This window comes from Aureimonas sp. SA4125, from assembly GCF_019973775.1.
Lineage (GTDB): Bacteria > Pseudomonadota > Alphaproteobacteria > Rhizobiales > Rhizobiaceae > Plantimonas.
In genome coordinates this window covers 879,808-904,852 of record NZ_AP025032.1, presented here as the reverse complement: position 1 = coordinate 904,852, position 25,045 = coordinate 879,808, and the positions used below count along the sequence as shown (strand labels likewise).

Annotated in this window: 23 protein-coding genes; 9 read left to right on the top strand and 14 right to left on the bottom strand. The window is 65.2% G+C overall.

Going from position 1 to position 25,045, the window contains the following annotated elements; genetic code table 11:
* Nucleotides 1-5 precede the first annotated feature (5 nt).
* The 6 genes from fdhF to Sa4125_RS04125 form a co-directional block, all read right to left on the bottom strand.
* On the bottom strand, nucleotides 6-2,855 hold the full coding sequence (fdhF, locus tag Sa4125_RS04150; RefSeq protein ID WP_224003958.1) for a formate dehydrogenase subunit alpha: 2,850 nt from the start codon (nucleotides 2,853-2,855) through the stop codon (nucleotides 6-8).
* A gap of 73 nt (nucleotides 2,856-2,928) precedes the next feature.
* Complete coding sequence (locus Sa4125_RS04145) at nucleotides 2,929-3,183, bottom strand: CopG family antitoxin (RefSeq protein ID WP_224003956.1); 255 nt, start codon at nucleotides 3,181-3,183, stop codon at nucleotides 2,929-2,931.
* Nucleotides 3,170-3,463, bottom strand: a complete 294-nt coding sequence (locus Sa4125_RS04140; protein ID WP_224003954.1) for a BrnT family toxin — start codon at nucleotides 3,461-3,463, stop codon at nucleotides 3,170-3,172. The genes Sa4125_RS04145 and Sa4125_RS04140 overlap by 14 nt, the downstream gene beginning before the upstream one ends.
* A 16-nt stretch (nucleotides 3,464-3,479) precedes the next feature.
* Nucleotides 3,480-5,039 carry an NADH-quinone oxidoreductase subunit NuoF gene (locus Sa4125_RS04135; RefSeq protein WP_224003952.1) on the bottom strand — a complete coding sequence of 520 codons (1,560 nt, stop codon included), beginning with the start codon at nucleotides 5,037-5,039 and terminating at the stop codon, nucleotides 3,480-3,482.
* The gene (locus Sa4125_RS04130; protein WP_267461355.1) at nucleotides 5,036-5,434 is read right to left on the bottom strand and encodes a formate dehydrogenase subunit gamma; all 399 of its coding nucleotides are present in this window, start codon (nucleotides 5,432-5,434) and stop codon (nucleotides 5,036-5,038) included. The genes Sa4125_RS04135 and Sa4125_RS04130 overlap by 4 nt, the downstream gene beginning before the upstream one ends.
* A gap of 170 nt (nucleotides 5,435-5,604) precedes the next feature.
* A complete protein-coding gene (locus Sa4125_RS04125; RefSeq protein ID WP_224003948.1) occupies nucleotides 5,605-6,489 on the bottom strand; it encodes a LysR family transcriptional regulator in 885 nt (294 codons plus the stop codon).
* Nucleotides 6,490-6,638: 149 nt separating this feature from the next.
* On the opposite strand from Sa4125_RS04125, the gene Sa4125_RS04120 reads away from it, so the two are divergent.
* The 4 genes from Sa4125_RS04120 to Sa4125_RS04105 all read left to right on the top strand — a co-directional run bounded on the left by Sa4125_RS04120 (nucleotide 6,639) and on the right by Sa4125_RS04105 (nucleotide 10,449).
* The gene (locus tag Sa4125_RS04120) at nucleotides 6,639-7,286 is read left to right on the top strand and encodes a YjbE family putative metal transport protein (RefSeq protein WP_224003946.1); all 648 of its coding nucleotides are present in this window, start codon (nucleotides 6,639-6,641) and stop codon (nucleotides 7,284-7,286) included.
* A gap of 23 nt (nucleotides 7,287-7,309) precedes the next feature.
* Entirely contained in the window at nucleotides 7,310-7,768 is a 459-nt protein-coding gene (gene queF, locus Sa4125_RS04115) for a preQ(1) synthase (protein WP_224003944.1), read from the top strand.
* Nucleotides 7,769-7,857: 89 nt separating this feature from the next.
* Nucleotides 7,858-8,985 (top strand): 3,4-dihydroxy-2-butanone-4-phosphate synthase, encoded by a 1,128-nt coding sequence (gene ribB / locus Sa4125_RS04110; protein WP_224003942.1) that lies wholly within the window; start codon nucleotides 7,858-7,860, stop codon nucleotides 8,983-8,985.
* A 381-nt stretch (nucleotides 8,986-9,366) separates the two neighbouring features.
* On the top strand, nucleotides 9,367-10,449 hold the full coding sequence (locus Sa4125_RS04105) for an NAD(P)-dependent alcohol dehydrogenase (RefSeq protein WP_224003940.1): 1,083 nt from the start codon (nucleotides 9,367-9,369) through the stop codon (nucleotides 10,447-10,449).
* 159 nt (nucleotides 10,450-10,608) lie between these two features.
* Here the strand turns inward: Sa4125_RS04105 and secD are convergent, their stop codons facing one another.
* The 8 genes from secD to Sa4125_RS04065 all read right to left on the bottom strand — a co-directional run bounded on the left by secD (nucleotide 10,609) and on the right by Sa4125_RS04065 (nucleotide 19,656).
* The gene (secD, locus tag Sa4125_RS04100; protein ID WP_224003938.1) at nucleotides 10,609-13,158 is read right to left on the bottom strand and encodes a protein translocase subunit SecD; all 2,550 of its coding nucleotides are present in this window, start codon (nucleotides 13,156-13,158) and stop codon (nucleotides 10,609-10,611) included.
* 82 nt (nucleotides 13,159-13,240) lie between these two features.
* Nucleotides 13,241-13,645, bottom strand: coding sequence for a hypothetical protein (locus Sa4125_RS04095; RefSeq protein WP_224003936.1), 405 nt, complete (start codon nucleotides 13,643-13,645; stop codon nucleotides 13,241-13,243).
* Nucleotides 13,646-13,774: 129 nt separating this feature from the next.
* Nucleotides 13,775-14,179: a hypothetical protein gene (locus Sa4125_RS04090; RefSeq protein ID WP_224003934.1), complete on the bottom strand. Its 405-nt coding sequence runs from the start codon at nucleotides 14,177-14,179 to the stop codon at nucleotides 13,775-13,777.
* 221 nt (nucleotides 14,180-14,400) lie between these two features.
* Complete coding sequence (locus Sa4125_RS04085) at nucleotides 14,401-15,189, bottom strand: ABC transporter ATP-binding protein (RefSeq protein WP_224003932.1); 789 nt, start codon at nucleotides 15,187-15,189, stop codon at nucleotides 14,401-14,403.
* Entirely contained in the window at nucleotides 15,186-15,941 is a 756-nt protein-coding gene (locus Sa4125_RS04080; RefSeq protein WP_224003930.1) for an ABC transporter ATP-binding protein, read from the bottom strand. The genes Sa4125_RS04085 and Sa4125_RS04080 overlap by 4 nt, the downstream gene beginning before the upstream one ends.
* A gap of 10 nt (nucleotides 15,942-15,951) precedes the next feature.
* On the bottom strand, nucleotides 15,952-17,184 hold the full coding sequence (locus Sa4125_RS04075; RefSeq protein ID WP_345944312.1) for a branched-chain amino acid ABC transporter permease: 1,233 nt from the start codon (nucleotides 17,182-17,184) through the stop codon (nucleotides 15,952-15,954).
* 4 nt (nucleotides 17,185-17,188) lie between these two features.
* Nucleotides 17,189-18,202: a branched-chain amino acid ABC transporter permease gene (locus tag Sa4125_RS04070; RefSeq protein WP_224003928.1), complete on the bottom strand. Its 1,014-nt coding sequence runs from the start codon at nucleotides 18,200-18,202 to the stop codon at nucleotides 17,189-17,191.
* 86 nt (nucleotides 18,203-18,288) lie between these two features.
* Nucleotides 18,289-19,656: a substrate-binding protein gene (locus Sa4125_RS04065; protein WP_224003926.1), complete on the bottom strand. Its 1,368-nt coding sequence runs from the start codon at nucleotides 19,654-19,656 to the stop codon at nucleotides 18,289-18,291.
* Between the two features lie 565 nt (nucleotides 19,657-20,221).
* Between Sa4125_RS04065 and Sa4125_RS04060 the strand changes: the two genes are divergently transcribed.
* The 5 genes from Sa4125_RS04060 to rpsU all read left to right on the top strand — a co-directional run bounded on the left by Sa4125_RS04060 (nucleotide 20,222) and on the right by rpsU (nucleotide 24,862).
* The gene (locus Sa4125_RS04060) at nucleotides 20,222-22,156 is read left to right on the top strand and encodes a PAS domain S-box protein (protein ID WP_224003917.1); all 1,935 of its coding nucleotides are present in this window, start codon (nucleotides 20,222-20,224) and stop codon (nucleotides 22,154-22,156) included.
* Between the two features lie 44 nt (nucleotides 22,157-22,200).
* A complete protein-coding gene (locus Sa4125_RS04055) occupies nucleotides 22,201-22,578 on the top strand; it encodes a response regulator (protein ID WP_224003915.1) in 378 nt (125 codons plus the stop codon).
* A 376-nt stretch (nucleotides 22,579-22,954) separates the two neighbouring features.
* Nucleotides 22,955-23,482 carry a BA14K family protein gene (locus Sa4125_RS04050; protein ID WP_224003913.1) on the top strand — a complete coding sequence of 176 codons (528 nt, stop codon included), beginning with the start codon at nucleotides 22,955-22,957 and terminating at the stop codon, nucleotides 23,480-23,482.
* 387 nt (nucleotides 23,483-23,869) lie between these two features.
* A complete protein-coding gene (locus tag Sa4125_RS04045) occupies nucleotides 23,870-24,082 on the top strand; it encodes a cold-shock protein (RefSeq protein WP_224003911.1) in 213 nt (70 codons plus the stop codon).
* Nucleotides 24,083-24,604: 522 nt separating this feature from the next.
* Nucleotides 24,605-24,862, top strand: coding sequence for a 30S ribosomal protein S21 (gene rpsU, locus Sa4125_RS04040; protein ID WP_224003909.1), 258 nt, complete (start codon nucleotides 24,605-24,607; stop codon nucleotides 24,860-24,862).
* Nucleotides 24,863-25,045 lie beyond the last annotated feature (183 nt).

Sequence of the window (25,045 nt, the reverse complement as noted above, 5' to 3'; positions counted from 1 at the left end):
CACGCCTATTCCGCCGCGTCGAGGATCGGCGCGATGCGGCGGCTGTCCTCGGTGAGTTCGCGGTACTCCTCCTGCCATTCGGTCGGGCCGTTGGAGGGCGAGATCTGCACCGCCGTCACCTTGTATTCCGGGCAATTGGTGGCCCAGTCCGAGAAGTCGGTGGTGATGACGTTCACCTGCGTCATCGGGTGGTGGAAGGTCGTGTAGACGACGCCGACGGCGACGCGGTCGGTGACCTTGGCGCGCAGCGAGGTCGAGCCGGCGCGGCTGTCGAGCTTCACCCAGTCGCCGTCGCGCACGCCGCGCATCTCGGCGTCGTGCGGATGGATCTCGAGCAGATCCTGGTCATGCCAGACGACGTTGTCGGTGCGCCGCGTCTGCGCGCCGACATTGTACTGCGACAGGATCCGGCCGGTGGTGAGCAGAAGCGGGAAGCGCGGGCCGGTGCGCTCGTCGGTCGCGACATATTCGGTGACGACGAAATTGCCCTTGCCGCGCATGAACTCGCCGATGTGCATCGTCGGGGTGCCCTCGGGATGCTGCTCGTTGCACGGCCACTGCACCGAGCCCTCCTTCTCGAGAAGGGCGTAGCTGACATTGGCGAAGGTCGGCGTCACCTTCGAGATCTCGTCCATGATCTCCGAGGGGTGGGTGTAGTTCATGTCCATGCCGATTTCCTGCGCCAGGCGCTGGGTGATTTCCCAGTCGGCATAGCCGGATTTCGGGCTCATGACGCGGCGCACGCGGTTGATGCGGCGCTCGGCATTGGTGAAGGTGCCGTCCTTTTCGAGGAAGGACGAACCCGGCAGGAAGACATTGGCGTAGTTCGCCGTCTCGTTCAGGAAGAGGTCCTGGACGATCAGAAGTTCCAGCGCGTCGAGGCCGGCCGAAACATGCTTGGTGTCGGGATCGGACTGCAGGATGTCCTCGCCCTGGACGTAGAGCCCCTTGAAGGTACCGTCGACGGCGGCGTCGAACATGTTGGGGATACGCAGGCCCGGCTCGTGGTCGATCTTCACCTTCCACAGGCTCTCGAAGGTCTCGCGCACGTCATCGCGCGAAACGTGCCGGTAGCCGGTGAACTCGTGCGGGAAGGAGCCCATGTCGCAGGCGCCCTGGACGTTGTTCTGGCCGCGCAACGGGTTCACGCCGACGCCGCGCCGGCCGATATTGCCGGTGACCATGGCAAGGTTGGCGATCGCCATGACCGTGGTCGAGCCCTGGCTGTGCTCGGTGACGCCGAGGCCGTAGTAGATCGCGCCGTTGCCGCCGGTGGCATAGAGGCGCGCGGCCTTGCGCACGAGTTCGGGATCGACGCCGGTAATTCCGGCGACGGCCTCCGGCGAGCGGCTCTCGTCGGAAACGAAGGTCGCCCAGTCCTGGAACGCGTCCCAGTCGCAGCGCTCGCGGATGAATTCCTCGGCCATCAGGCCTTCGGTGACGATGACATGGGCGAGTGCCGTCATCATCGCGACGTTCGTGCCCGGCGTCAGCGGAAGGTGATAGTCGGCCTCGACATGCGGGGTGCGCACGAGGTCGATGCGGCGGGGATCGATGACGATGAGGCGCGCGCCCTCGCGGATCCGCTTCTTCATGCGCGAGGCGAAGACCGGATGGCCGTCGGTCGGATTCGCGCCGATGACAAGGATGACGTCGGAATCCTCGACGGAATCGAAGTCCTGCGTGCCTGCCGAGGTACCGAAGGCGGTCGACAGGCCGTAGCCGGTCGGCGAGTGGCAGACGCGGGCACAGGTGTCGATGTTGTTGTTGCCAAAGCCCGCGCGCACCAGCTTCTGGACGAGATAGACCTCCTCGTTGGTACAGCGCGAGGACGAGATGGCGCCGACCGAACCGCGGCCGTATTTCGCCTGGATCTCCTTGATCTTCGAGGCGGCAAAGCCCAGCGCCTCGTCCCAGGAGACTTCACGCCACTCGTCCTTGTAGGTGGCGCGGATCATCGGCTTCAGGATGCGGTCCTTGTGCGTGGCGTAGCCGAGGGCAAAGCGCCCCTTGACGCAGGAGTGGCCGCGATTGGCCTTGCCGTCCTTGTCCGGCACCATGCGCACCAGTTCCTCGCCGCGCATCTCGGCCTTGAACGAGCAGCCGACGCCGCAATAGGCGCAGGTGGTGACGACCGAATGCTCGGGCAGGCCGATCTGGATGACCGACTTCTCCTCGAGCGTCGCCGTCGGGCAGGCCTGGACGCAGGCGCCGCAGGAGACGCATTCCGACGAGAAAAAGTTGTCCGACATCAGCCCGGCGGAGACCTGGCTGTCGAACCCCCTGCCCTCGATGGTCAGCGCAAAGGTGCCCTGCACGTCCTCGCAGGCGCGCACGCAGCGCGAGCAGACGATGCATTTGGCCGGATCGAACTGGAAATAGGGGTTCGACTGGTCCTTCTGCTTCTTCAGATGGTTCTCGCCCTCATAGCCGTAGCGAACTTCGCGCAGGCCGACCGCGCCCGCCATGTCCTGCAGCTCGCAGTCACCGTTGGCCGCGCAGGTCAGGCAGTCGAGCGGATGGTCGGAGATGTAGAGCTCCATCACGCCCTTGCGGATGCGCTTCAGCCGCTCGGTCTGGGTGGTGACCGACATGCCCTCCATGGCGGGCGTCGTGCACGAGGCGGGCGTGCCGTTGCGACCGGCGATCTCGACGACGCAGATGCGGCAGGAGCCGAAGGAATCCAGCATGTCCGTGGCGCAGAGCTTCGGCACCTGGATGCCGGCATCCATCGCCGCACGCATGATCGACGTCCCCTCCGGCACGCTGACGCGACGCCCGTCGATGGTGAGCGTCACTTCCTTCTCGGCTTTCGATTTCGGGGTGCCGAAATCGATTTCCTGGATGAGACTCATGGGACAATCCTCCCTTGATTATTGGGGAGCGCTTGCGCTCCATTGTCTTGCCGAGGCGCTGCGCGACCGGAGGTCATTTGGGGGCGGCCGCGAGGTGTTCTTCGAGCAGAGAGGCGATATACCGGTCCCGCGAGATGCCCGCGACCGCGGCGCGCTCTCCCAGCCGATCGACAAGCGTGCGCGGAAGATCGACCGGGGCCGTTTCGATCAGACGAACAGGATGGAAGCCCGATAGGTCGTATTCGGTGAGATCCGCCTCGTCGACGAAACGCTCGGCTTCCTCGTCGCTGGCAAATTCCGGCAGCGGCTTCAGGTCAACTCTGCTCATAGTGCCCTGCCTCCCTGGAATGCATGTAGCGCGCGCTGATAGGCCGGATCCGCCAGTGTCCGACAGACTGGCGAAACGTGAAGACGACGAAGATATAGCGCCCTGCCGGCGTGCGCCCGATGGCCCGCAGACGTCGCTCGACCGCGCGATCGAACGGATCTTCGCGAAGCGCCGGCTCGCCGGAAAGCACCGTTTCGATCTCCTCCCGGGAGACGCCGTGCTTGGCGCATTTCTCGATGTTTCCAGCGTCCCATTCGAAACCGGCGAAATCGAGAGACATGGCGGTGAAAGTCCCGTCATTCCGCCGCCTCGCGGACGGGCTGCGAATGGCCGTGGAAGTCTTCCGGGAAGTGCGTGATGGCGCTCATGACGGGATAGGGCGTGAAGCCGCCGAGCGCGCAGAGCGAGCCGAACTTCATGGTGTTGCAGAGGTCCTCGACCAAAGCGATGTTCTCCGCCGGGCGATCTCCGGCGATGATCTTCTCGACCGATTCCAGCCCGCGCACGGCGCCGATGCGGCAGGGGGTGCACTTGCCGCAGGATTCGATGGCGCAGAACTCGAAGGCGAAGCGGGCCTGCTTCAGCATGTCGACGCTGTCGTCGAACACCACGAGGCCAGCATGGCCGATGAGGCCGTCGCGCGCGGCGAACGCTTCGTAGTCGAAGGGTGTGTCGAAAAGCTCGCGCGGGAAATAGGCGCCGAGCGGGCCGCCGACCTGGACCGCCCGCACCGGGCGGCCGGACGCCGTGCCCCCGCCGATGCCGTCGACGATCTCGCCGAGCGTCAGGCCGAAGGCGGTCTCGTAGAGGCCGCCGAACTTGACGTTGCCGGCGATCTGGATCGGGATCGTGCCGCGCGAACGGCCGGTGCCGAAATTCTTGTACTGCTCGGCGCCCTCGGCGAGGATGATCGGCACGGAGGTGATCGAGATGATGTTGTTGATCACCGTCGGGCGATCCATGAAACCCTTGTGCGCCGGCAGCGGCGGCTTGGCACGAACCTGGCCGCGCTTGCCTTCGAGACTCTCGAGAAGGGCGGTTTCCTCGCCGCAGACATAGGCCCCGGCGCCGACGCGCATTTCGATGTCGAAGGCAGGCCCCGTGCCCATGACCGACTTGCCGATGATGCCGGCCTCGTAGGCGAGGCGGATGGCTTCCTCGACAATGCGGATGGCGACCGGATATTCCGAGCGGGTATAGATGAAACCCTTCGTCGCCTTGGTGGCAAGGCCCGCGATGACCATGCCCTCGATCAGGCAGAACGGGTCGCCTTCCATGATCATCCGATCGGCGAAGGTGCCTGAATCGCCCTCGTCGGCGTTGACGACGATATATTTGCGATCGGCCTCGGTCTCGAGCACCGTCTTCCATTTGACGCCCGTCGGGAAACCCGCGCCACCACGGCCGCGCAGGCCGGAGTCGGTGACTTCCTGGACGATCTCGTGCGGTGTCATCGCGATTGCGCGCTTCAGCCCCTCGAAGCCGCCAAGGTCACGGTAGTCACCCAGCGACAGCGGATCGATGATGCCGCAGCGTCTGAAGGTCAGCCGGGTCTGGTTGGCGAGATAGGGATGCTTCTGGATGTCGCCGATGCGCTTGGGGTGCTGGCCGCCCGTGAGGAAGCCGGCCTTCAAAAGTCCCGCGATCTCGCCCGGCTCGATCGGACCGTAGGCAATGCGCCCTTCCGGCGTTTCGACCTCGAGCAGCGGCTCCAGCCAGGCAAGGCCGTGCGAGCCGTTGCGCACGATGGTCGCGTCGAGATCCGATCTGGTGATGGCGAGCGCGAGTTCGTCGGCGATCTCGTCCGCGCCGAGAGCGACGGCAAAGGAGTCGAGCGGAATGAAGACGCGGATCACAGGCGGATCTCCTCGGCGAGCAGCGCGACCTTGGCCTCCGACAATCGGCCGATCAGTCGTCCGTCCAGCATGGCCGAAGGCGCGACGGCACAGAGTCCGAGGCAGTAAACGGCTTCCAGCGTCACCTGGCCGTCGGCGGACGTCTCGCCGAACTTGATGCCGAGCGCCCGTTCGAGGGAGTCGGCGATGGCATCGCTCCCCATCGACTGGCAGGCCTCCGCCCGGCAGACCTTCAGGACGTGGCGGCCGTGGGGCTCCTTGCGGAAATCGTGATAGAAGGAGACGACGCCGTAGACCTCGGCACGCGACAGGTTGAGCTCTGCCGAAATCAGCCGGACGGCTTCCTCGCCGATCAGCCCAAAACGCCCCTGAAGGGCATGCAGGATGGGCAGCAACGGCCCCTCCAGATGCCTGTGCTCATTGATGACATCAGCAGCATCCGCGGCGTCAAACGCCGTCTGGTAAGTCACGAGCTCCCGCCTCCCTTAGAACCATTTCAAGGAGATGGCGCTTATTTCACACTGAAATCAATGCCCAACTTCCGTCTGACGATAGAGGATTTCTATCACTCGAGCCCAGCATCGGCCGACTCCGACCAGAAGGCGGCGATCAGCGGCGGCCGGGGATCGCGTTTGGCGGCGACGAGGCCGATACGGTAGGCGGCATCCGGCTCGACGATCGGAATGGTGCACATGGGATCGCCGAGCCCCAAGATTTCGGCCGAGCGGAACGGCATGATGGTGGCGAAGTGACCGGTGCGCACATGTGCGATCAGCGCGATCATGGAGTTGGATTCCAGCACCGTCTCGAAGGGCGCCCCGGTCGAGCCGAGGAGCCCGTTGAGGATCTTGCGGTTCTGCATGGTATTGGAGAGAAGGCACAAGGGGATCGACGCCGCCTCGGCCCAGGTCACGGTCTCGTTGTCGGCAAAGGGGTTGCCCCGCGTCGTCACCAGGCAATAGCGCTCGTCGTAGAGGGGCCGCTTGTCGATGCGGCCGAGCCTCTCGTCGTCCAGATAGGTGATGCCGAGGTCGATCTCGAAATCCTCGATCCGCTTGATGATTTCCGACGAGGTCTGCGAGACGATGTCGAAAGTGACGCCGGGATGGCGCTTGAAGAACGGCGTGGTCAGCCGCGAGACGATGGCGAGCGCCGTCGGGATGACCGCGATGCGCAGGTGCCCCGAAATGCCAAGGCGCACCGAGCGGATCTCGTCATGCATGGTTCGCACGTCCTCGACGATCCGGCGCGCCCAGACGAGCACCCGCTCGCCTTCCGCGGTGATCCCCTGGAAGCGCGAGCCTCGATTGACGAGCGTCACGCCGAGCCGCTCTTCGAGCTGCCTGATGCCCGCCGAAAGCGTCGGCTGGGTCACGCCCAGCCGCTCGGCGGCGCGGCCGAAATGGCGCTCGGCGGCGAGTGCGATGAAATATTCCAGCTTGTCGATCATCCCTGCAGCATAACATCGCCGCGGCGGCGCGCGACAGGCGGCGGGCCAAACCGGAAATTTAGTCGGGATCGAAGGTCCCTTCCGTGTGCTGTCGCCGGCCCGCGCCATGCACAGAGTGTTTCGCCCCCACAGTGGCCAGGAGCCCGCGAATGAACGAAATCTTCTGGGCCGCGGAGTTCAGCGCCCTCCTTCAGGTGCTCCTGATCGACGTGGCGCTGGCCGGCGACAACGCCATCGTCGTCGGCATGGTGGCGGCGGGCGTGGCGCCCGCGATCCGCGCACGGGTGATCTTCTGGGGCATCGTCGCGGCCGTCTTTCTGCGCATCCTCCTGGCGGTGGTCGCGGTTCAGCTTCTCGAGATCGTCGGGCTGACCCTCGCCGGCGGATTGCTCCTCCTCTACGTGTGCTACCGCATGTTCCGGGAGGTGCGGCAGGGCCCGACCGACATCACCGCTGCGGATGAAAGCGTGCCGGCAAAGAGTTTTGGCCAGGCCATCTTCCAGATCATGCTCGCCGACGTCTCCATGTCGCTCGACAATGTCCTTGCCGTCGCCGGCGCCGCGCGCGACCATGTCGAGGTGCTGGTCGTGGGCCTTCTGATCTCCGTCGTCCTGATGGGCGCCGCCGCCACCTTGATCGCACGCCTGCTTCAGCGTTATCGCTCCATTTCCTGGATCGGCCTTGCGGTCATTCTCTTTGTCGCCGTGGAAATGATCTGGCAGGGCTACTCGGAAGTCGCCCAGGCAGGGATTCTTCCCGGCCTGCCGATGCCGCCCGATCTTCCCGGCGCCCGCTGAAGCGTCCTCTTTGAAGGCCTGACATGACCGAGATGAACCTGACCCAGCTCGGCGCCGACGCGCGTCCCGCCACCTCGCCAGACGAGGCGGTGCTGGAAACCGTTCCCTACACCCGCATTCCGGGGCCGCCGACCATCGTGCGCTTCGCCTGCCCCGAATTCACCTCGCTCTGCCCGGTCACCGGCCAGCCGGACTTCGCCCATCTCGTCATCGACTACGCGCCGGATGAAAAGCTGGTGGAGTCCAAATCGCTGAAGCTCTTTCTCACCAGCTTCCGCAACCATGGCAGCTTCCATGAGAGCTGCACGGTCGAGGTCGCCCGCCGGATCGTCGAGGCGACGAAGCCCCTGTGGCTGCGGATCGGCGGCTACTGGTACCCGCGCGGCGGCATCCCGATCGACGTGTTCTGGCAGACCGGCGCACCGCCCGAAGGCGTTTTTCTGCCCGATCAGGGCGTTCCGCCCTATCGCGGCCGCGGCTGATATCCGCAGCGTCAACGCCCAGGCCGTTGATCCGGACGCGCCCACGGCGTACGAGCGTCGCAAAGGTGCAAGCCGGCAGGAGCCTTCTCATGGAACTCGACACAATCGAAGATGCGATCGCCGCGATCGCCGCCGGCGAGATGGTCGTGGTTGTCGACGATACCGATCGCGAGAATGAGGGCGACCTGATCATGGCCGCCGCCAAGACGACGCCGGAGAAGATGGCCTTCATGATCCGCCATACCAGCGGCATCATCTGTGCGCCCATGCCGGCCGAAAGGGCCGAGGCCCTGAACCTGCCGCCGATGGTCGCCAACAATCTCGATCCCATGCGCACGGCCTTCACCGTCTCGGTCGACTACAGGGTCGGCATGACCACCGGCATCTCCGCCGAGGAGCGCACGAACACGGTGCGGGCACTGGCCAACGACAACTGCTCGGGCGGCGATTTTCTGCGTCCCGGCCACATCTTCCCGCTGATCGCCCGGGCCGGCGGCGTGCTGACACGGTCGGGCCATACCGAGGCCGGCTGCGACCTCGCCCATCTCGCCGGCCTGCCGCCGGTCGGCATCCTCGCCGAGATCGTCAACGACGACGGCACGGTGAAGCGCCTCGCCGAGCTCATCCCGTTCGCGCGCGAGCACGGGCTCAAGATCATCTCGATCGAGGACCTCATCTCCTTCCGTATCCGGCGCGAGTCCTTCGTCACCTGCGTCAAGGAGGAGACGATGCAGATCGCCGGCATGGAGGGCACGATCCGCATTTACGAGACGCCGTTCGACGCCATGCAGCATGTGGTCGCCATCTTCGGCGACGTGCGCGGCCGCGAGCGGGTGCCGACCCGCATCCATCGCGAGCAGCCGGTGCTCGACCTCTTCAACCGTACGACAGCCTCCAAGACCTGGGTCGACATCGCCGTCGAGACGCTGAAGACGCATGGCCAGGGCGTGCTGATGCTGCTGCGCCAGCCGCATGTCGACGATTTCGAGGCCACTCCGGTGGGCATTGCCGACCATGTCGAAGCGCCGAGCGACGGCGAGCGCCATGTCAGCGCCCGCAACCGCATGCGCCGCTGGCGCGAGGTCGGCGTCGGCGCGCAGATCCTGCGCGATCTCGGCGTCCGCTCGATCTCCGTTCTCGCCACCCAGGAGCGATCCTATGTCGGCCTCACCGGCTTCGGCATCGAGGTCGCCGGAACGATCCTCGTCGAGGACTGAGGCGGATCGGCCCTGCGCCGCGCCAGGTTCGGCGAAGCAGGCGCGTGTGCGAGGCGCGCTGCCGAATTGTCCGTTCGCCGGGACAAAAGCCGACCATCGCCTCCCGTGCAAAGGGGGCGATTTCGACCGCAGCGGATGGTCGATGGCAGACCGGCCGGGCCGCCTCGGCCAGCGTTTCGGGCGATTTTCCGGGATCGCGCGAAACGCCGGCTTTCAAGTTGCCGCGCCGGATACTGCGAAAACCGGTTCCCACTTTTTCGCCCGACGCTCTATGTTGCACCTCGGCACCGACGCGTTGCCAGCGAGCGTCTGCCGGTGACGGCGGACGAACTTCCCCCGCCGCGACGGTCATGGCCGGCGGCCGACAACCGGAACGGTGACATGTCACAGGCTCACGCACTCCCGCACGGCGACGATAGCCGCGCCCTCGTCCTCGAAGCGAAGGATCGGCTGTCGCTTCGCGATTTTCCCATCGACGAGAAACTCGGACCCCACGACGTCCGCATCGCCATCCACACCGTCGGAATCTGCGGCTCGGATGTCCATTACTACACCCATGGCGCCATCGGCCCCTTCGTCGTCAAGGCGCCGATGATCCTCGGGCACGAGGCGTCCGGAATCGTCACCGAGACGGGCGCCGAGGTGACGGGCCTCAAAGTCGGCGACCGCGTCTGCATGGAACCCGGCATTCCCGAGCCGACGTCGCGGGCGACGCGGCTCGGCCTCTACAATCTGGACCCTGCGGTGCGGTTCTGGGCGACACCGCCGATCCATGGCGTGCTGCGCTCGAGCGTCGTCCACCCCGAGGCCTTCACCTTCAAGCTGCCGGACAGCGTCTCCTTTGCCGCCGCGGCCATGGTCGAGCCGCTCGCCGTCGGCGTCCACGCGGTGACGAAGGCGCGCGCGGCGCCGGGCCACATCGCCGTCGTCATCGGTGCCGGGCCGATCGGTCTCGTCACTGTGCTGGCGGCGCTGGCCGGCGGAGCGGCGCGGGTGATCGTCTCGGACGTCGACGACACCAAGCTCGACATCGCCCGCGGCCTCGGCGCCGTCACCACCGTCAACGTCTCGCGGGAAAATCTCGCCGACGCCGTGAAGGCGGCGACCGATGGCTGGGGCGCCGACGCGATCTACGAATGTTCCGGCTCCGAGCGTGCCGTCGCCGGCATCTTCGAGCCGCTCTGTCCCGGCGGCGTCCTCGTCTTCGTCGGCATCCCGCTGAAGCCCGTCGCCTACGACGTCGCGGCGGCCATGCTGAAGGAGGCGCGGGTCGAGCACGTGTTCCGCTACGCCCACGTGTTTCCGCGCTGCGTGGCGATGCTGGCCTCCGGCACGATCGATGTCGCGCCGCTGATCACCCGCAGCTTCGCCTTCGCCGACAGCGTCGAGGCCTTCGAGATCGCGGCATCGGCGCCAAAGGGCGAGGTGAAGATGCAGATCACCATGGGGCTCGGCGGAGAATAAGCGCGCGCCGGCCGGCCGGTCCGGCCGGAGCCCCGCCCTCCCGGGGCGATGGCCACCGGCAGGGGCATTCACTCTGGTGATGCAAAGCAAACAGTCGGCTCGAAAAAGCCCGCCCGGATCGCTCCGGGCGGGCTTTTCACGTCAGCGCGGAGAGGAGCTTCAGGCCTTGCCGGCGTCCGCGGTTCCCGTCGTCACGACCTCGGCGGCAGCGATGCGGCCGCGGCGGCGCGTGCGCCAGTCGCCGAGGAAGAGCAGGATCGGCGCGGCGATGAAGACCGACGAGCTCGCCGCGACGAGAATGCCGAACACCATCGGCACGGCAAAACTCTCGACCGCGCTGCCGCCCCAGATCGCCAGAGGCAGCATCGCCAGGAAGGCGGTGATCGAGGTGTAGAGGCTGCGCGCGAGCGTCTCGTTGATCGACTTGTCGATCATGTCGCGCATCGGCATCGCCTTGTAGAGCCGCATGTTCTCGCGCATGCGGTCGTAGACGACGACCTTGTCGTTGACGGAGTAGCCGATCAGCGTCAGCAGCGCGGCGATCGCCGTCAGATTGAACTCGATGCCGGTCAGGGCGAAGAAACCCACCGTCTTGGTGACATCGAGGATCAGGGTGGCGATGGCGCCGACGGCGAAGGGCCATTCGAAACGGAACCAGATGTAGAACATCATCGCGAAACTGGCGAGAATGACCGAGATCCAGCCGGCCTGCGCCAGCTCGCCGCTGACCTTCGGGCCGACGACTTCCGTGCGCTCGATCGTGGCGGTCGGATCGATGGTGGCGACCGCCGTGCGGATCTGCGCGACGGCCACGTTCTGCGCCTCCTCTCCGCCCGGCTGGCGCTCGGCCCTCAGGAGCACGCTGTTCGGCTCGCCGAACTGCTGCAGCCCGACGCCGCCGAGGCCGAGGGCCTCCAGCCCCGAGCGCATCGCCGCCAGATCGGTTGGCCCTTCGGTGCGCACCTCCATCTGGATGCCGCCCTTGAAGTCGACGCCGTAGTTGAGGCCCGGCGACAGGAACAGGATGATCGAGGCGATCGACAGGACCGCCGACACGCCGATGCCGAAGAAACGGCCCTTCATGAAGCGGATCTTGGTGTTGTCCGGGATCAGCTTGATGCCGAACAGCGGCTCGATGCGGATCGTCTTCAGGCGCCAGCGCCGGACGATGAAGGTCATCACCACCTTCACGATCGACACGGCGGTGAACATCGAGATAGCGATGCCGAGGAACATGGTGATGGCAAAGCCGCGCACCGGGCCGGTGCCGAAGTAGAAGAGGATGGCCGTCGCGATCAGCGCGGTGACGTTGGAATCGACGATGGTCGAGTAGGCCTTGGAGAAGCCGGCATCGAGCGCCGGGAAGGCGGTGAGGCCCTTGCGGCTCTCCTCGCGGATGCGCTCGTTGATGAGGACGTTGGCGTCGACGGCCAGGCCGATTCCCAGAACGATGCCGGCGATGCCCGGCAGGGTCAGCGTCGCCCCGAGGATGCTGAGCGCGCCGAAGGTCAGGATGACGTTGAGGGCCAGCGCGAAGTTCGCCAGGAGCCCCCAGCGGCCGTAGAGCACGAACATGAACAGGAAGACGAAGCCGAAGCCGACGAGACCCGAGACGATGCCGCGCTCGATGGCGTCGGCGCCGAGATCGGCGCCGACCGTCCGCTCCTCGATCACCGTCAAGGGGGCCGGCAGCGCGCCGGCGCGCAGGAGCGCCGACAGAACGGTCGATTCCTCGACGGAGAAGCTGCCGCTGATCTGGCCCTGGCCGCCGGTGATCGGCTCGCGGATGACGGGCGCGCTCAGCACCTTGCCGTCGAGGACGATGGCGAAGGGCCGGCCGACATTGGCACGGGTGATGTCGGCAAATTCGCGCGCGCCGGTCGAGTCGAAGGTGAAGGAGACGATCGGCTCGTTGGTCTGCGAGTTGAAGCCGGGACGGGCATCGGTCAGCCGCTCGCCCGACAGAGCGACGCGGTCCTCGATCGGATAGGTGCGGGTGCCGTCGGCATCCGGCAGCATGGTGACGCCGGGGGTATTGGCGCCGCCGTTTTCCGACAGCATGTGGAAGCTCATCTGCGCCGTCGAGCCGAGAAGTTCGCGCAGGCGCGCCGGATCCTGGACGCCCGGCAGCTGGACGAGAATGCGGTCGGCGCCGACGCGCTGGATCGTCGGCTCGGAGACGCCGACCTGATCGATGCGCTGGCGCACGATTTCCAGACTCTGCTGGATCGCCTGCGTGGTGCGATCGGAAAGCCCCGCCTCGGTGAGCGAGACGCGGATCTGGTTGCCGGTGGCGGCGATGTCGAGGTCGCTCGCGGTCGTCGCGCCGAAGGAGGACGTCGCCAGCGGCGTCGCCAGGGCCTGGATGAGCGGCAGGGCCTTGTCGCGGTCGGCGTCGTTGGCGAGAGTCGCGGTCACGGCCTCGGCGTCGCCGCGCACCGAACGGATCGGCACGCGCGCATCGCGCAGCGTCGAGCGGACCTGGTCCTGCAGCGCCTGCAGGCGGTCGGCCTTCAGCGCGGCGGCATCGACCTCGAGCACGAGATGCGAGCCGCCGGAGAGATCGAGGCCGAGGCTGACGCCGTGCTTGGGCAGGAAGGCGGGGAAATTCGCCTGCTGTTCCTTGGTGAAAAGATTGGGCAGAGCGGCGAGCAGGCCGAAGAAGATGATGACGGCATAGAGGCCGAGCACCCAGCGGGACGTGCGCATGGTGGTATTTCCGGAAAAAACGTCGCCAGCCGGCGGGCGGCATGGCGGAAATGACGGAAGAAGGGGGCCGCCTCGGGCGGCGTCAGGCCGACAGGCGCGGCGGCGCGCGGGCCCGGAAGTTCAGGCCGGCAATGCCACGCAGCCCGGCAGAGGCGGCCAGCGCCGGAGTTTCGCGGCCGGCGTGCAGCGAGACGAAGGCGACGGCGTCGGCCGAAACAGCCGGATCCCCGCCGGCGGGCGCCGCCTGCTGCTTGCCGTCCTTGGCGCGAAGGTCCGTGCCGCCGAGCTTGGCAAGATCGCGCAGCCGCGGTGCCGAGGAGCCGAGACTGTTTGCGGCCTGCCGGGCCACCGCCGCCTGCCGCTCCAGCCCGCCGATGGGGCCGACGGAAAGGCCCCATTGCAGGAGGCAGAGCGACGCCAGCACCCATAGCAGCGGCACGGCACGAAGCCGTCGATCGTCTCGCAAGGGGGCACGGTTCAGATGCATCGGTCCTGTCGGGTTCGCCGAGTTTCGACTGACATAGCAGGACAATGCGGGTTTTGCACGTCACGGAAGGGAAAGGTGAATGTCGGGCTCTGGGGCATCGCCACCGAAGGAAATGCCTTTTCCCCTCATTCAGTTTCTCGACGCAGAGGGTGAGGAGCCTGCGACCGTGGACGTTTCCCGCCTTGCCCTCATGATCGCCTCGTCCCCACTGTCAAAGGTAAAGGTGATTTCTATCGTGCCGTCATCCAGCAATTCGGCATGGCCATCGCCGCTGACCTCGGTCATTTCGTCAGCGCCGTACCAGGTGAAGAAGACAAGCGACCGGCTGTAGCCCAGATCCAGGTGGGCCTGCAGAACGCCGAAAGCGATCTCGCCGTGATTGTCTGCGCCGATCGTCATCGTCGCCGGGACTGACGTGTCGAGGTAGGACCGGTCCCACAGATCCGATCCCGTGATGCGCCAGCGTCCGATGAGTTGGCAGTTTCCCGGTATCGGCATTGGGAACTCCGCTGGCTGATCGTCGAGACGCAGCAAGGCCGTCCTTTGCAATGGGGCTCGGCCCTTTGAGACTTGAACGCTTGCTGAGATGCGGTACGCGCGTCTTCGCAGGGCCTATCCAATTGGCTTACTTGAAGAACGGGCGTCTACCGTTCGTCATCCTCGGGGCCTTGGCCCCGGGGATGACGAGATTGGTTCGTGGCGCTCCGTCCTCATCATGCAGTGCCGCGTCCCTGCGGCCGACAGTTAAAGCGACTTTACAGCGCCAGATACTGCAGCCTCAATTCCTTGTTGTCGATCATCTCCTGCGCAGAGCCGTCGAACACGACCTCACCCATCTCCAACACGATCGCCCGGTCGGCCAGATGAAGCGCCGCGACGGCGTTCTGTTCGACGAGGATGGTGGTGATCCCGAGTCCCTTGATCTCCTCGACGATGCGCTCGATCTCCTGGACGATGACCGGGGCGAGGCCCTCATAGGGTTCGTCGAGCAGAAGCAGCTTGACCTCGCGGGCGAGGGCGCGGGCGACGGCCAGCATCTGCTGCTCGCCGCCGGACATGGTCGTGCCCTCCTGCGTGCGGCGTTCGGCCAGGCGCGGAAAATGGTCGTAGATGCGCTCCAGCGACCAGCCGATCGGCTTCTGGATCTGGGCGAGCTTCAGGTTTTCCTCGACCGTCAGGCCGGCGATGATGCGCCGGTCCTCGGGCACGAGCTGGACGCCCGCCTGCGCCGCCTCGTGGCTCTTCATCAGATGCAAGGGGGCGCCGTCGAGCCAGATCTCGCCGCGCTTCAGCGCCGGCGTCGTGGTGCGGGCGATGGTGCGCAGCGTCGAGGTCTTGCCGGCGCCGTTGCGGCCGAGAAGCGCGAGAATTTCGCCCTCGCGCACCTCGAAGGAGACGCCCTGCACGATGTAGCTCTCGCCGTAATAGGCATGGATGTCGCGCACCGACAGAAAGGGTTTGACGGCGGCCGCCGGGGCTGAGCCGGGTGCGATGCCGACGGCCGGGACGGTGCGGAGCGGCACGCTGCCGTAGACGTCGGTCATAGATGGGCTCCCCCGAGATAGGCTTCCTGGACACGCGGGCTCGCCTTGATCTCGGCGGGCGTGCCTTCCGCGATCACCGTGCCCTGCGCCATGACGCTGACGGTCTCGGCCAGCGAGAAGACGACATGCATGTCGTGCTCGATGATCACCTTGGTGATGCCGCGCCCGGCGATCTTTTTCAGGAGCTCGACGGTGTTGTTGGTATCGGCGCGCGACATGCCGGCGGTCGGCTCGTCGAGGAGGAGGAGTTTCGGCTTCTGCACGAGGCACATGGCGAGTTCCAGCCGGCGCTTGTCACCGCGCGACATGGAATCGACGCGCTGATCGCGCTGGTCGGCAAGCTGCAGGTCTTCGAGAATATGCTCGGCCTCCTCGCGGATCTCGGCCCGGCCGAGCGCGCGCTTCCACAGGTTGATGCGGAAGGCGCCGTCATGGCGGGCGAAGGCCGGGATCATGACGTTCTCGAAGACGGTGAGCTCGCCAAAAGTCTCCGGGGTCTGGAAGACCCGGGCGATGCCGGCCTGGTTGATCTCGTGCGGCTTGACGCCGAGGAGCGAATGCCCGGCGAAATCCACCCTGCCCTCGTCCGGCACGATGCGGCCGACGAGGCAGTTGAGGAGCGTCGACTTGCCGGCGCCGTTCGGCCCGATGATGGCGTGGACGCTGCCCTCCTTGACGTTGAGGTTGACGTTGTCGAGGGCGCGCAGGCCGCCGAAGCGCTTGTTGACGCCGCTGATCGAAAGAATGCTCATGGCGTGCCCCTCACTTCGCAGGCGGAACGGGGGATGATGGCGGGGCGTTCGCGGCGCTTTCGCCCCGCTTCGACCAGAGACGGCCGATGCGCTTGAACCCTTCCATCATGCCGCCAGGCAGGAAGATGACGAGCGCCATGAAGAGAATGCCGAGGGTCAGGTGCCAGCCTTCGCCGACGAAGGGGCTGGTGATCGCGACCATGAAGCTCTGCAGGGAATCCGGCAGGAAATCGAAGAAGCGGCTCAGCACGCCATCGTTGAACGAGGAGAAGATCTGCTCGAGATATTTCATCACGGCGGCACCCAGGACCGGCCCGAGCAGCGTGCCGACGCCGCCGAGAATGGTCATCAGCACCACCTCGCCCGAGGCCGTCCACTGCATCCGGTCGGCGCCGGCCAGCGGGTCGGTGACCGCCAGGAGCCCGCCCGCCAGCCCGGCATACATGCCCGAAATGACGAAGGCGGTCAGAAGATAGGGCCGCGTGGCAAAGCCGGTGAAGCCCATGCGGTTCTGGTTCGACTTGATCGCGAACAGCATCATGCCGAAGGTCGAGTGCTTGATGCGCATGGCGATGAAGAAGGCGACGACGAGAAGCACGGCGCAGAAGTAGAAGCCGGGCCAGCCCTCCAGCGTAATGCCGAAGAGATTGGGCCTCGGCAGCGCCGCCCCGGGCTCGGCGAACATCCGGTCGATGACGCGCGGATCGGCACGCGAGATCTGCAGGCCGGTCTCGCCGTTGGTGATCGGCGTCAGGACGGAATAGGCGAGATTGTAGGACATCTGCGCGAAGGCAAGAGTCAGGATGGAGAAGTAGATGCCCGAGCGCCGGAGGCTGATAAAGCCGATGGCCGCTGAGAATACAGCGCCGATGAAGACGGCGAAGAGGAGCGCCGGAATGGCGTTCATCGACAGCAGCTTGAACATCCAGACGGCGGCGTAGGAACCGGCGCCCAGGAAGGCGGCATGGCCGAAGGAGAGGTAGCCGGAGAAGCCGAAGAGGATGTTGAAGCCGAGGGCAAAGATGCCGAAGATCGCGAACTTCTGCAGGATGTCGGGGTAGCCGGCACCGATCGGCGCGAGCCAGATCGGCATGGTGAACACAGCCAGCGCGAATAGCGCGAGGAGCAGGAAGTCGCCAGCCTCGCCGCCGAAAAGCCGGGCCTTTGGTGGATCGGCCACGGGCCGGTCGGCGGGAAGCGTGGTGGAGGCGTTGGCGGCGGACCGTCCGATCGTGGTGCTCATCGGCTCAAGTCTCCATGACGCCGCGGCGTCCCATCAGGCCGCGCGGACGCACCAGGAGCACGACGACGGCAACAAGGTAGATGATGATCTGGTCGAGGCCCGGGATGATCGCCTTGACCTCAGTCATCGAGGCGAAGGACTGCAGTATCCCCAGAAGGAAGCCCGAGAGCACCGCACCCGGCAGCGACCCCATGCCGCCGACGACGACCACGACGAAGGAAAGGACCAGGAAGTCCATGCCGAGATGGTAGTTCGGCGCGAGGACCGGCGTGTACATGGCGCCGGCCAGGCCCGCGACCAGCGAGGCCAGCGCGAAGACGATGGTGAAGCGCTTGCCGATATTGATGCCGAGGAGACCGACCGTCTCGCGGTCAGCCATGCCGGCCCGCACCACCATTCCGAAGGTGGTGAACTGTAGGAAGGCGAAGACGGCGGCGATGACGATCAGCGAGAAGACGAAATAGACAATGCGCCAGGTCGGGTAGGAAAGATTGGCCGCGCCGATCAGCCAGCCGACATCGGTCGAGCCGGAGAACGCGCTGGGCGCGTTCAGCGGGATCGGGTTGGCGCCGAAAAAGTGCTTGATGATTTCCTGCAGGACGATGGCGAGGCCGAAGGTCACGAGGATCTGCTCGGCGTGGCTGCGCTTGTAGAAGAAGCGGATAAGCCCGCGCTCCATTATGAGGCCGACGAGCAGCATCACCGGAATGGTGAGGAGGATCGACAGCGGCACCGCCCAGTCCAGAAGGACCGTGCCGGTCTGGCCGAACCAAATCTCGACATAGGGCACTTCCTTGTAGGCCTCGAAGAAAGTGATGCTCTCGTCGCGGACCCTTTCCGACAGGGTGAGGAACCTCGAAAATGTGACGGCGCAGAAAGCGCCGAGCATGAAAAGCGCTCCGTGGGCGAAGTTGACGACGCCGAGCGTGCCGAAGATCAGGGTCAGGCCGAGGGCGATGAGCGCATAGGCGCCACCCTTGTCGAGCCCGTTCATGACTTGAAGAAAAATGGCGTCCATGTGCTCCCCTGGCCGCACAAAAGCGTGCCTGCAGATGGCGAAAAGGCTGCCGGCATGCCGGCAGCCTTTTCCGGTTCAGTCAGAGATCAGGCGGCGCACGCCTTAGCGTCAGCCGGGCCGAGCTCGCCGCCGAAAATCGACGGGTCGTAGGTGACGGTGTCGCGCGGCACGACCTTGACGACTTCCATCAGGTCGAACTGGTTCGTCGGAGCCTGCTTGCCGCGGACCACGAGCACGTCCTTGAAGCATTGGTGATCGGAGCCGCGGTAGATCGTCGGACCGTTGCCGAGACCATCGAACTCGAAATCCTCGAGCGCCTTGATCAGTTCAGGCGGATAGAAGGTGCCTGCTGTCTCGACGGCATTGGCATAGAGCAGCGTCTGCGCGTAGCAGGTGTGGGCTGCCTGCGATGGCGGTCGGCCATAGGCGGCACCAAAGGACTTGGAAAACGCCTTCGTCGCCTCGTCCTCCAGCTTCCAGTCCCAGTTCGCGGTGCCGAGAATGCCCTTCACGGCATCGCCCGCGCCCTGCGCCATGAGCTCGGAGAACAGCGGCACGACGATCTCGAACTGCTTGCCGTTGGCCTGCTTCGACTTCATGTCGAACTGGGTGACGGCCTGGCGCAGCGAGTTGACCATGTCGCCGCCGTAATGGTTCAGGATCAGGACGTCGGCGCCGGAATTCAGGACAGGCGTCAGATACTGCGAGAAGTCGCCGGCGCCGAGCGGGGTCCGCACGGCCTGAGAGGTCTTCCAGCCGAGCGCCTCGGTGGCGTTCTTCATCGACTCTTCCTGGGTCCAGCCCCAGGTGTAGTCGGCGGTCAGGTGGTAGGCGATACGGTCCTTGCCGTATTCCTCGCCGAGCACGGGACCCAGCGCCACGCCCGACATGTAGGCGTTGAAGAAGTGGCGGAAGCCGTAGCGCCGCTTATCCTTGCCTGTGGTGTCGTTGGAGTGGGTGAGGCCGGCCATAAAGATAACGCCCATGTCCTGGCAGAGTGACTGCACGGCGATGGCCTCGGCCGAGGACGATCCGCCGGTGATCATCACGGCACGGTCAGCCTCGACCATGCGCTTGGCGGAGGCGCGGGCCATGTCCGCCTTGGTCTGGGTGTCGCCGGTGACGTAGGCCACCTTCTTGCCGAGGATGCCGTTGCCCTTGAGGCTCGACGGCTTGAACAGCGGGATCATGCCGCCGTCGCCTTCACCGTTGAGATGCTGGACGGCCAGCTGATAGGCGCGAAGCTCGTCGGCGCCCTCGTCGGCATAGGCGCCGGACTGCGGCACGTTGAAGCCGAGCGTCACGGTCGAGCCGGTGGGATTGTTGCAGAAGGCCTTGTCCTCCTGCGCCCAGGCGCCGCGTGTGAAAACATGCGGCATCATCAGCCCTGCACCGGCGGCAGCGCCGGTCGTCAGCAACTGACGACGGCTCCATCCCGTCTTAATAATCGTCATCGATTTCCTCCCAGAGTGTCGAAGCCCACAACCCGCACCATCCCGGTATGCGTCTTTGTTGCGCATTCAGCCGGCCGGCAATTTGAAGTCTTGCCATCTGTTCCACGATGGCGGCGGGTTTGACTATGCTACTTTAGGGGAAAGACCGGGAGACGCAGGATTTCACTGCTCCCCTGCCGGAAGTCACGACGGATATGCTGCAATGCACAAATAAAGAAGCACGCGCCTGACATCTGCGGACCGCATTTCGGCTGTTTCTTCTAAGATGCCGGGACGGGATGTTTCGGTGCGGCGAACAGACGCGCGAGCGAGCGAGCAGACGCGCGAGCGGGAAGATCATCGAGGGCCGCGTCGGCGACGGATGGGCGCCCGCGGAGCTTTCGGCTCCCTCCGAAGACGCCGGGTGCCGATCGGTCACGACTCGGTACGGATGGTCGACGGCAATGCAAGCGTTGCGTCAGCCGTCAGGGATGCTATGGCAATGTGGGCGCGCCCGTGTTCGACACGGTATCGATGGGATTCCATCCGGCGCCCCTGTCCGACCCAATGCCGAGTAGTAGACCGCTTGTCCGCCGAATTCCCCCTCGTGCACACCCCCGTTTCCTGGACCGAGGCCGATCGGACGGCGGCGCTTCACGGCTACGGCATTCTCGACACCGAACGCGAGCAGGATTTCGACGACCTGGCCCGGATCGCTTCCGAAGTCTGCGGAACTCCGATCGCGGTGGTCAATCTTGTCGACACGACGCGGCAGTTCTTCAAGGCGGAAGTCGGCCTTGGCGTTCGCGAGACGCCTCTGGAGTCATCCTTCTGCGTTCACGCCCTTCTCGGCGCGGACGTGATGGTCGTCACCGACGCGCGGGACGACCCACGATTTGCCGGCAATCCGCTCGTCACCGGGGATGGCGGGATCCGCTTCTATGCCGGCGCCGTCCTGAAGACGGCGGCCGGACTGCCGATCGGGACCATGTGCGTTCTCGACACCGTGCCGCGCGATCTCGATCAGCACCAGATCCGGACGCTGCAGCTTCTTGCCCGGCAGGTCATGACCCAGCTGGAACTGCGGCGGTCGCTGCGCGAGCGCGAGGGCGCGTTGCGGCAGTCGCAGATGTACCAGACCCGCCATCGGCAGATCGTCGACAGCGCCACCGACTTCGCCATCATCACCATCGATCTGGAAGGACGCGTCACTTCCTGGAACATCGGGGCCGAGCAGATCCTCGGCTGGACGGAAGAGGAAATGCGCGGCGAGCCGGCCGAAATCTTCTTCACCGCAGACGATGCGGCCGCCAAAATCCCGCACAAGGAGATGACGGCGGCCCGCACCTTGGGCCGTGGCGCCGACGAGCGCTGGCACGTGCGCAAGGACGGGAGCATGTTCTGGGCGTCCGGCGAAATGATGCCGCTGATGGACGACGACAAGGCCCATGTCGGCTATCTCAAGATCCTGCGCGACCGCACCGCCTCGAAACTCGCCGCCGAGAAGCTGGCCAAGAGCGAGGAGCGCCTGAACCTGGCGCTGGGCGCGAGCAGCCTGATCGGCATCTGGGACTGGGACCTTGCCACCGATATCGTCTACGCCGACGCCAATTTCGCGAGGGTCTACAATCTCGACCCGGTGCTCGCGGCGCAAGGCGCACCGCTTTCGGAATATGTGAAGAACTTTCACCCGGAGGACATGCCCGAGTTTCGTGCCGAACTCGATCGTACGCTTGACGCCTTGGACGATTTCTCCTGCGAGTATCGCATCGTCCAACCGGACGGCAGCATTCGCTGGCTTCTGGCGCGAGGGCGCGTGGTTCTCGACGAGGCCGGCCGGCCCGTCCGCTTTCCCGGCGCTTCGATCGACATTACCGACCGCAAACTCGCCGAGCAGCAGCGCATCGAGCTGACGCGCGAGATGTCGCACCGGATCAAGAACATCCTCGCCATGGTCCAGGCGATCGCGACGCAGACGTTTCGGATGGTCACGTCCGTCGAGGAGGGGCGTGCCGCCTTTGCAGGTCGGCTGACAGCGCTGGCGCGCGCGCAGGATATCCTGACGCAGAAGAGCTGGACGACGGCCGATATCCGCGACATCGTCGAGGACGCCCTCGAGCCGCACCGTATCGGCGAGGGCCGGTACCAGGTCGACGGCCCGTCCTTCACCCTGACGGCCCAGCAGGGCCTCGGCCTCTCGTTCGCCATGCACGAGCTGGCGACCAATGCGGCGAAATACGGGGCGATGTCGACCGAGAACGGGGCCGTTGCGATCGAGTGGTCGCTGCTGCCGACCGGCGCCTTCGCCTTTCAATGGACGGAGACGGGTGGTCCCCTCGTCGCGTCGCCCGAGCGTCGGGGCTTTGGATCGCGCCTCGTCGAGCGAATTGTCGCCACTTATTTCGATGGCGCCGCGCAGTTGGACTTTCCCGAAAGCGGAGTGGTATTCCGGCTGCAGGGCAAGGTGCCCGTCGTCATCGAGAACCCCAGGCAAAACCTTGAAACCCGGCTCCGGTCGTAGCAACCAATCCTATTATTCTGCGTTGGATATGCAGGGGCAGAACAATGAAACCAGACCGTTATGCAGTCCTCGTCGTGGAAGACGATCCTCTGCTGCTGACAGATGCGATGGATCTCGTCGAAGAAGCCGGTCTGCTTGCCTACGGCGCGCGACATGCCGATGCCGCGATCCTGATGCTTGAGCGTCACCCCAACATTCGCGTCCTATTCACGGACGTTCAGATGCCGGGCTCGATGGACGGGCTGAAGCTTGCCCGTGCCGTCCGCGATCGCTGGCCGCCGGTCGTCATCATGGTGACTTCCGGGATGGTAAAGGTGGCGAAGGACGACATGCCGGAGAACGGCCTGTTCTTCGCCAAGCCCTACCCTCCCGCCGACATCATCGCCGCTCTCAACCGCATTTCCAGCCAGATCCAATCCTGACATCGGCCTTGGCACTGAACCAGTGCCATCCGCGGCGATCACGGGCGCCTCCGGCACGGTGACACCTGAACTCGAACCCGTCGCCCGCGCGGAGCCAGAGCCTCCCGGCGCGCCGCCGGTCCGCCTGACCGCTCCGATCCGGAGATTGTCCCTGACACTGGGCGCCGCAGTGATGGGCGAGTCCTGCGACTTCACCGCGACTTCGAGGCGATCGGGACGACACGCTTGCGCGTCCTTTCGACCCGCGATTTCCGGCGGTCTCTCGGCGGGCCGCGGACGAGAGCTCGCCCCTTCGTCGCCGATTTTCGATGTGATTTCGGAACCTGCAGGCCCGCCAGTGACTTGATCAGATACATCCTCATATCGGAGTGTTTCGATGAAGAAATTTTTCATGCGCGCTTGCGCGCTCGGACTGACGGCGTCCATGGCGCTCAGCAGCGCCGTCCCGGCCTCGGCCGCCCCCTTCGCAGCCGCTCGCGCCACCAGCGCCGCGCCGGCCTCCACAGTTTCTCCCGGATCCGCAGGGATTGCCGTCGTGCCGGTTCAGTATCGTCGGGGCGACCGCTCGGACTATCGTCGGGGCAAGATCATTCGCCGCAGCAATGCCCGTCAGATTCGTCGCGAAAATCGGCAGGTTCGTCGCGATCAACGGCGCTACGACAATCGCCGCGATTACTATCGTGGCCATCGCGGGTATCGCAGCAGCCGCCCGGGCTATCGCCGGCACAACGGCTACTGGTTTCCGCCCGCGGCCTTCATCGCCGGCGCGATCATCGGCGGCGCGGCGAGCAATCGCGGCGTGAGCAATGCCCATATCCGTTCCTGCCAGAGCCGCTACCGCTCTTACCGCGTTTCGGACAACACCTACCAGCCATACAACGGCCCCCGCCAGCAGTGCCGCTAAACCTCTGATCTTCTGAACGAAAACGCCGCCGCGATCGCCCTGTGATCGCGGCGGCGTTTTCGTGTCGGCTGCCGCAGCGTCTGCCGGTGGCGCGCTCCCGCCATTCGCGCTCCGTTCCGTCCGGCCGGAGTTTCGAGAGTTTCCCCTGGGCAGCCGGGAAGTTCGGCCCGCGTCCTTCTTACAAATAAACAAATGCGCTAAAAGAACCGGCCGCGGCCTTGCATCGGCCGGGTGTTTCGCCCATATCAGAACGGTCGGACGATGGCCTGACCATTTGGCCCCGCGTTGTTTTCAACGCATGCTCATTGAGTCTCCTCCAGATTATTCGATTGCAACGGGCCTCATCTCTTGAGTCTCGAGAACAATTCTTTCGTAGAAAGGTATCCCATGATCACGGGAACCGTAAAATGGTTTAACAACGACAAGGGCTTCGGCTTCATCTCGCCTGATAATGGCGGCCAGGACGCCTTCGTTCATATCAGCGCCGTCGAGCGCGCCGGCCTCAGCACGCTGACGGACGGCCAGAAGATCAGCTTCGAGCTGGTTTCCGATCGCAAGACCGGCAAGATGTCCGCCGACAATCTGGCGACCGTCTCCTAAAAATCCAGCTTCCCGCAAGGGAGGCTCTATACAGTTCTCGTTCTGAGAGACGTCGACCACGGATGTACTGGCGGCAGATTTCGGAACGATGCATGACGGGTCCGCCGCAAGGCGCCCGTCGTCGCTGAGGCCCTGCGCTCGACCGAGCCGCAGGGTTTTTGCGTTTTACGCTCGCTTTCGCTGCCGATTCGAAAACGATGGGCTTCTCGACCGGAAGCGTCGGCGTTGAAAAAGGTCTGCCCGTCTCCCTGCCCTGTAGATCGCCGACCGGTAATTTGGAGCCGATCGGCCGGATACGCCCCGTTTTTACCCCTGGGGTTCGCTTGTCCCGGCAATCCCGATAGAAATTATCGCAAGGCGCTACCCTCCTCGCTAAAAATATGCGAAGCGTAGGCCATCTCAGCCGGATCGGATGATCGGTCGGCTGGCGAAGCACGACCGATTGAACCACCGTCGCTGGTCCCTTGCGCCTAAAGTGCAGGGAGAACTCTATGGCGATGTCACACACGTTAGGACAGATTTTTGCGCGTTGAAGTTCGGGACAACAATATCGACCAGGCCCTTCGGGTACTGAAGAAGAAGATGCAGCGCGAAGGCGTCTTTCGCGAAATGAAGGCTCGCTCGTTCTTCGAGAAGCCGTCGGAGAAGCGCGTGCGCGAGAAGCAGGCAGCGATCAGCCGGGCCCGCAAGGTTGCCCGCAAGCAGCTGCAGCGCGAAGGCCTTCTCCCCGGCCCGAAGAAGAAGCTGCCGGAGCGCGGCGCCGCGCCCTCGCGCCCGTAAGCTTGTTGCTGCGCCCGTCAGGGCGCGACTGACGCCTCGGGGTGTCGACCCCACGATCCGCACCGGGCCGCGCAGCGCGCGAGCCCGGTTTTGGCTTTTCTCGTCGCACTGGTCCTTTGTGGCTGTAGGTTCGGCTCCGACCTGCTGTGCCCGCACCATCCGTCCGACCTGCTGTGCCGAACC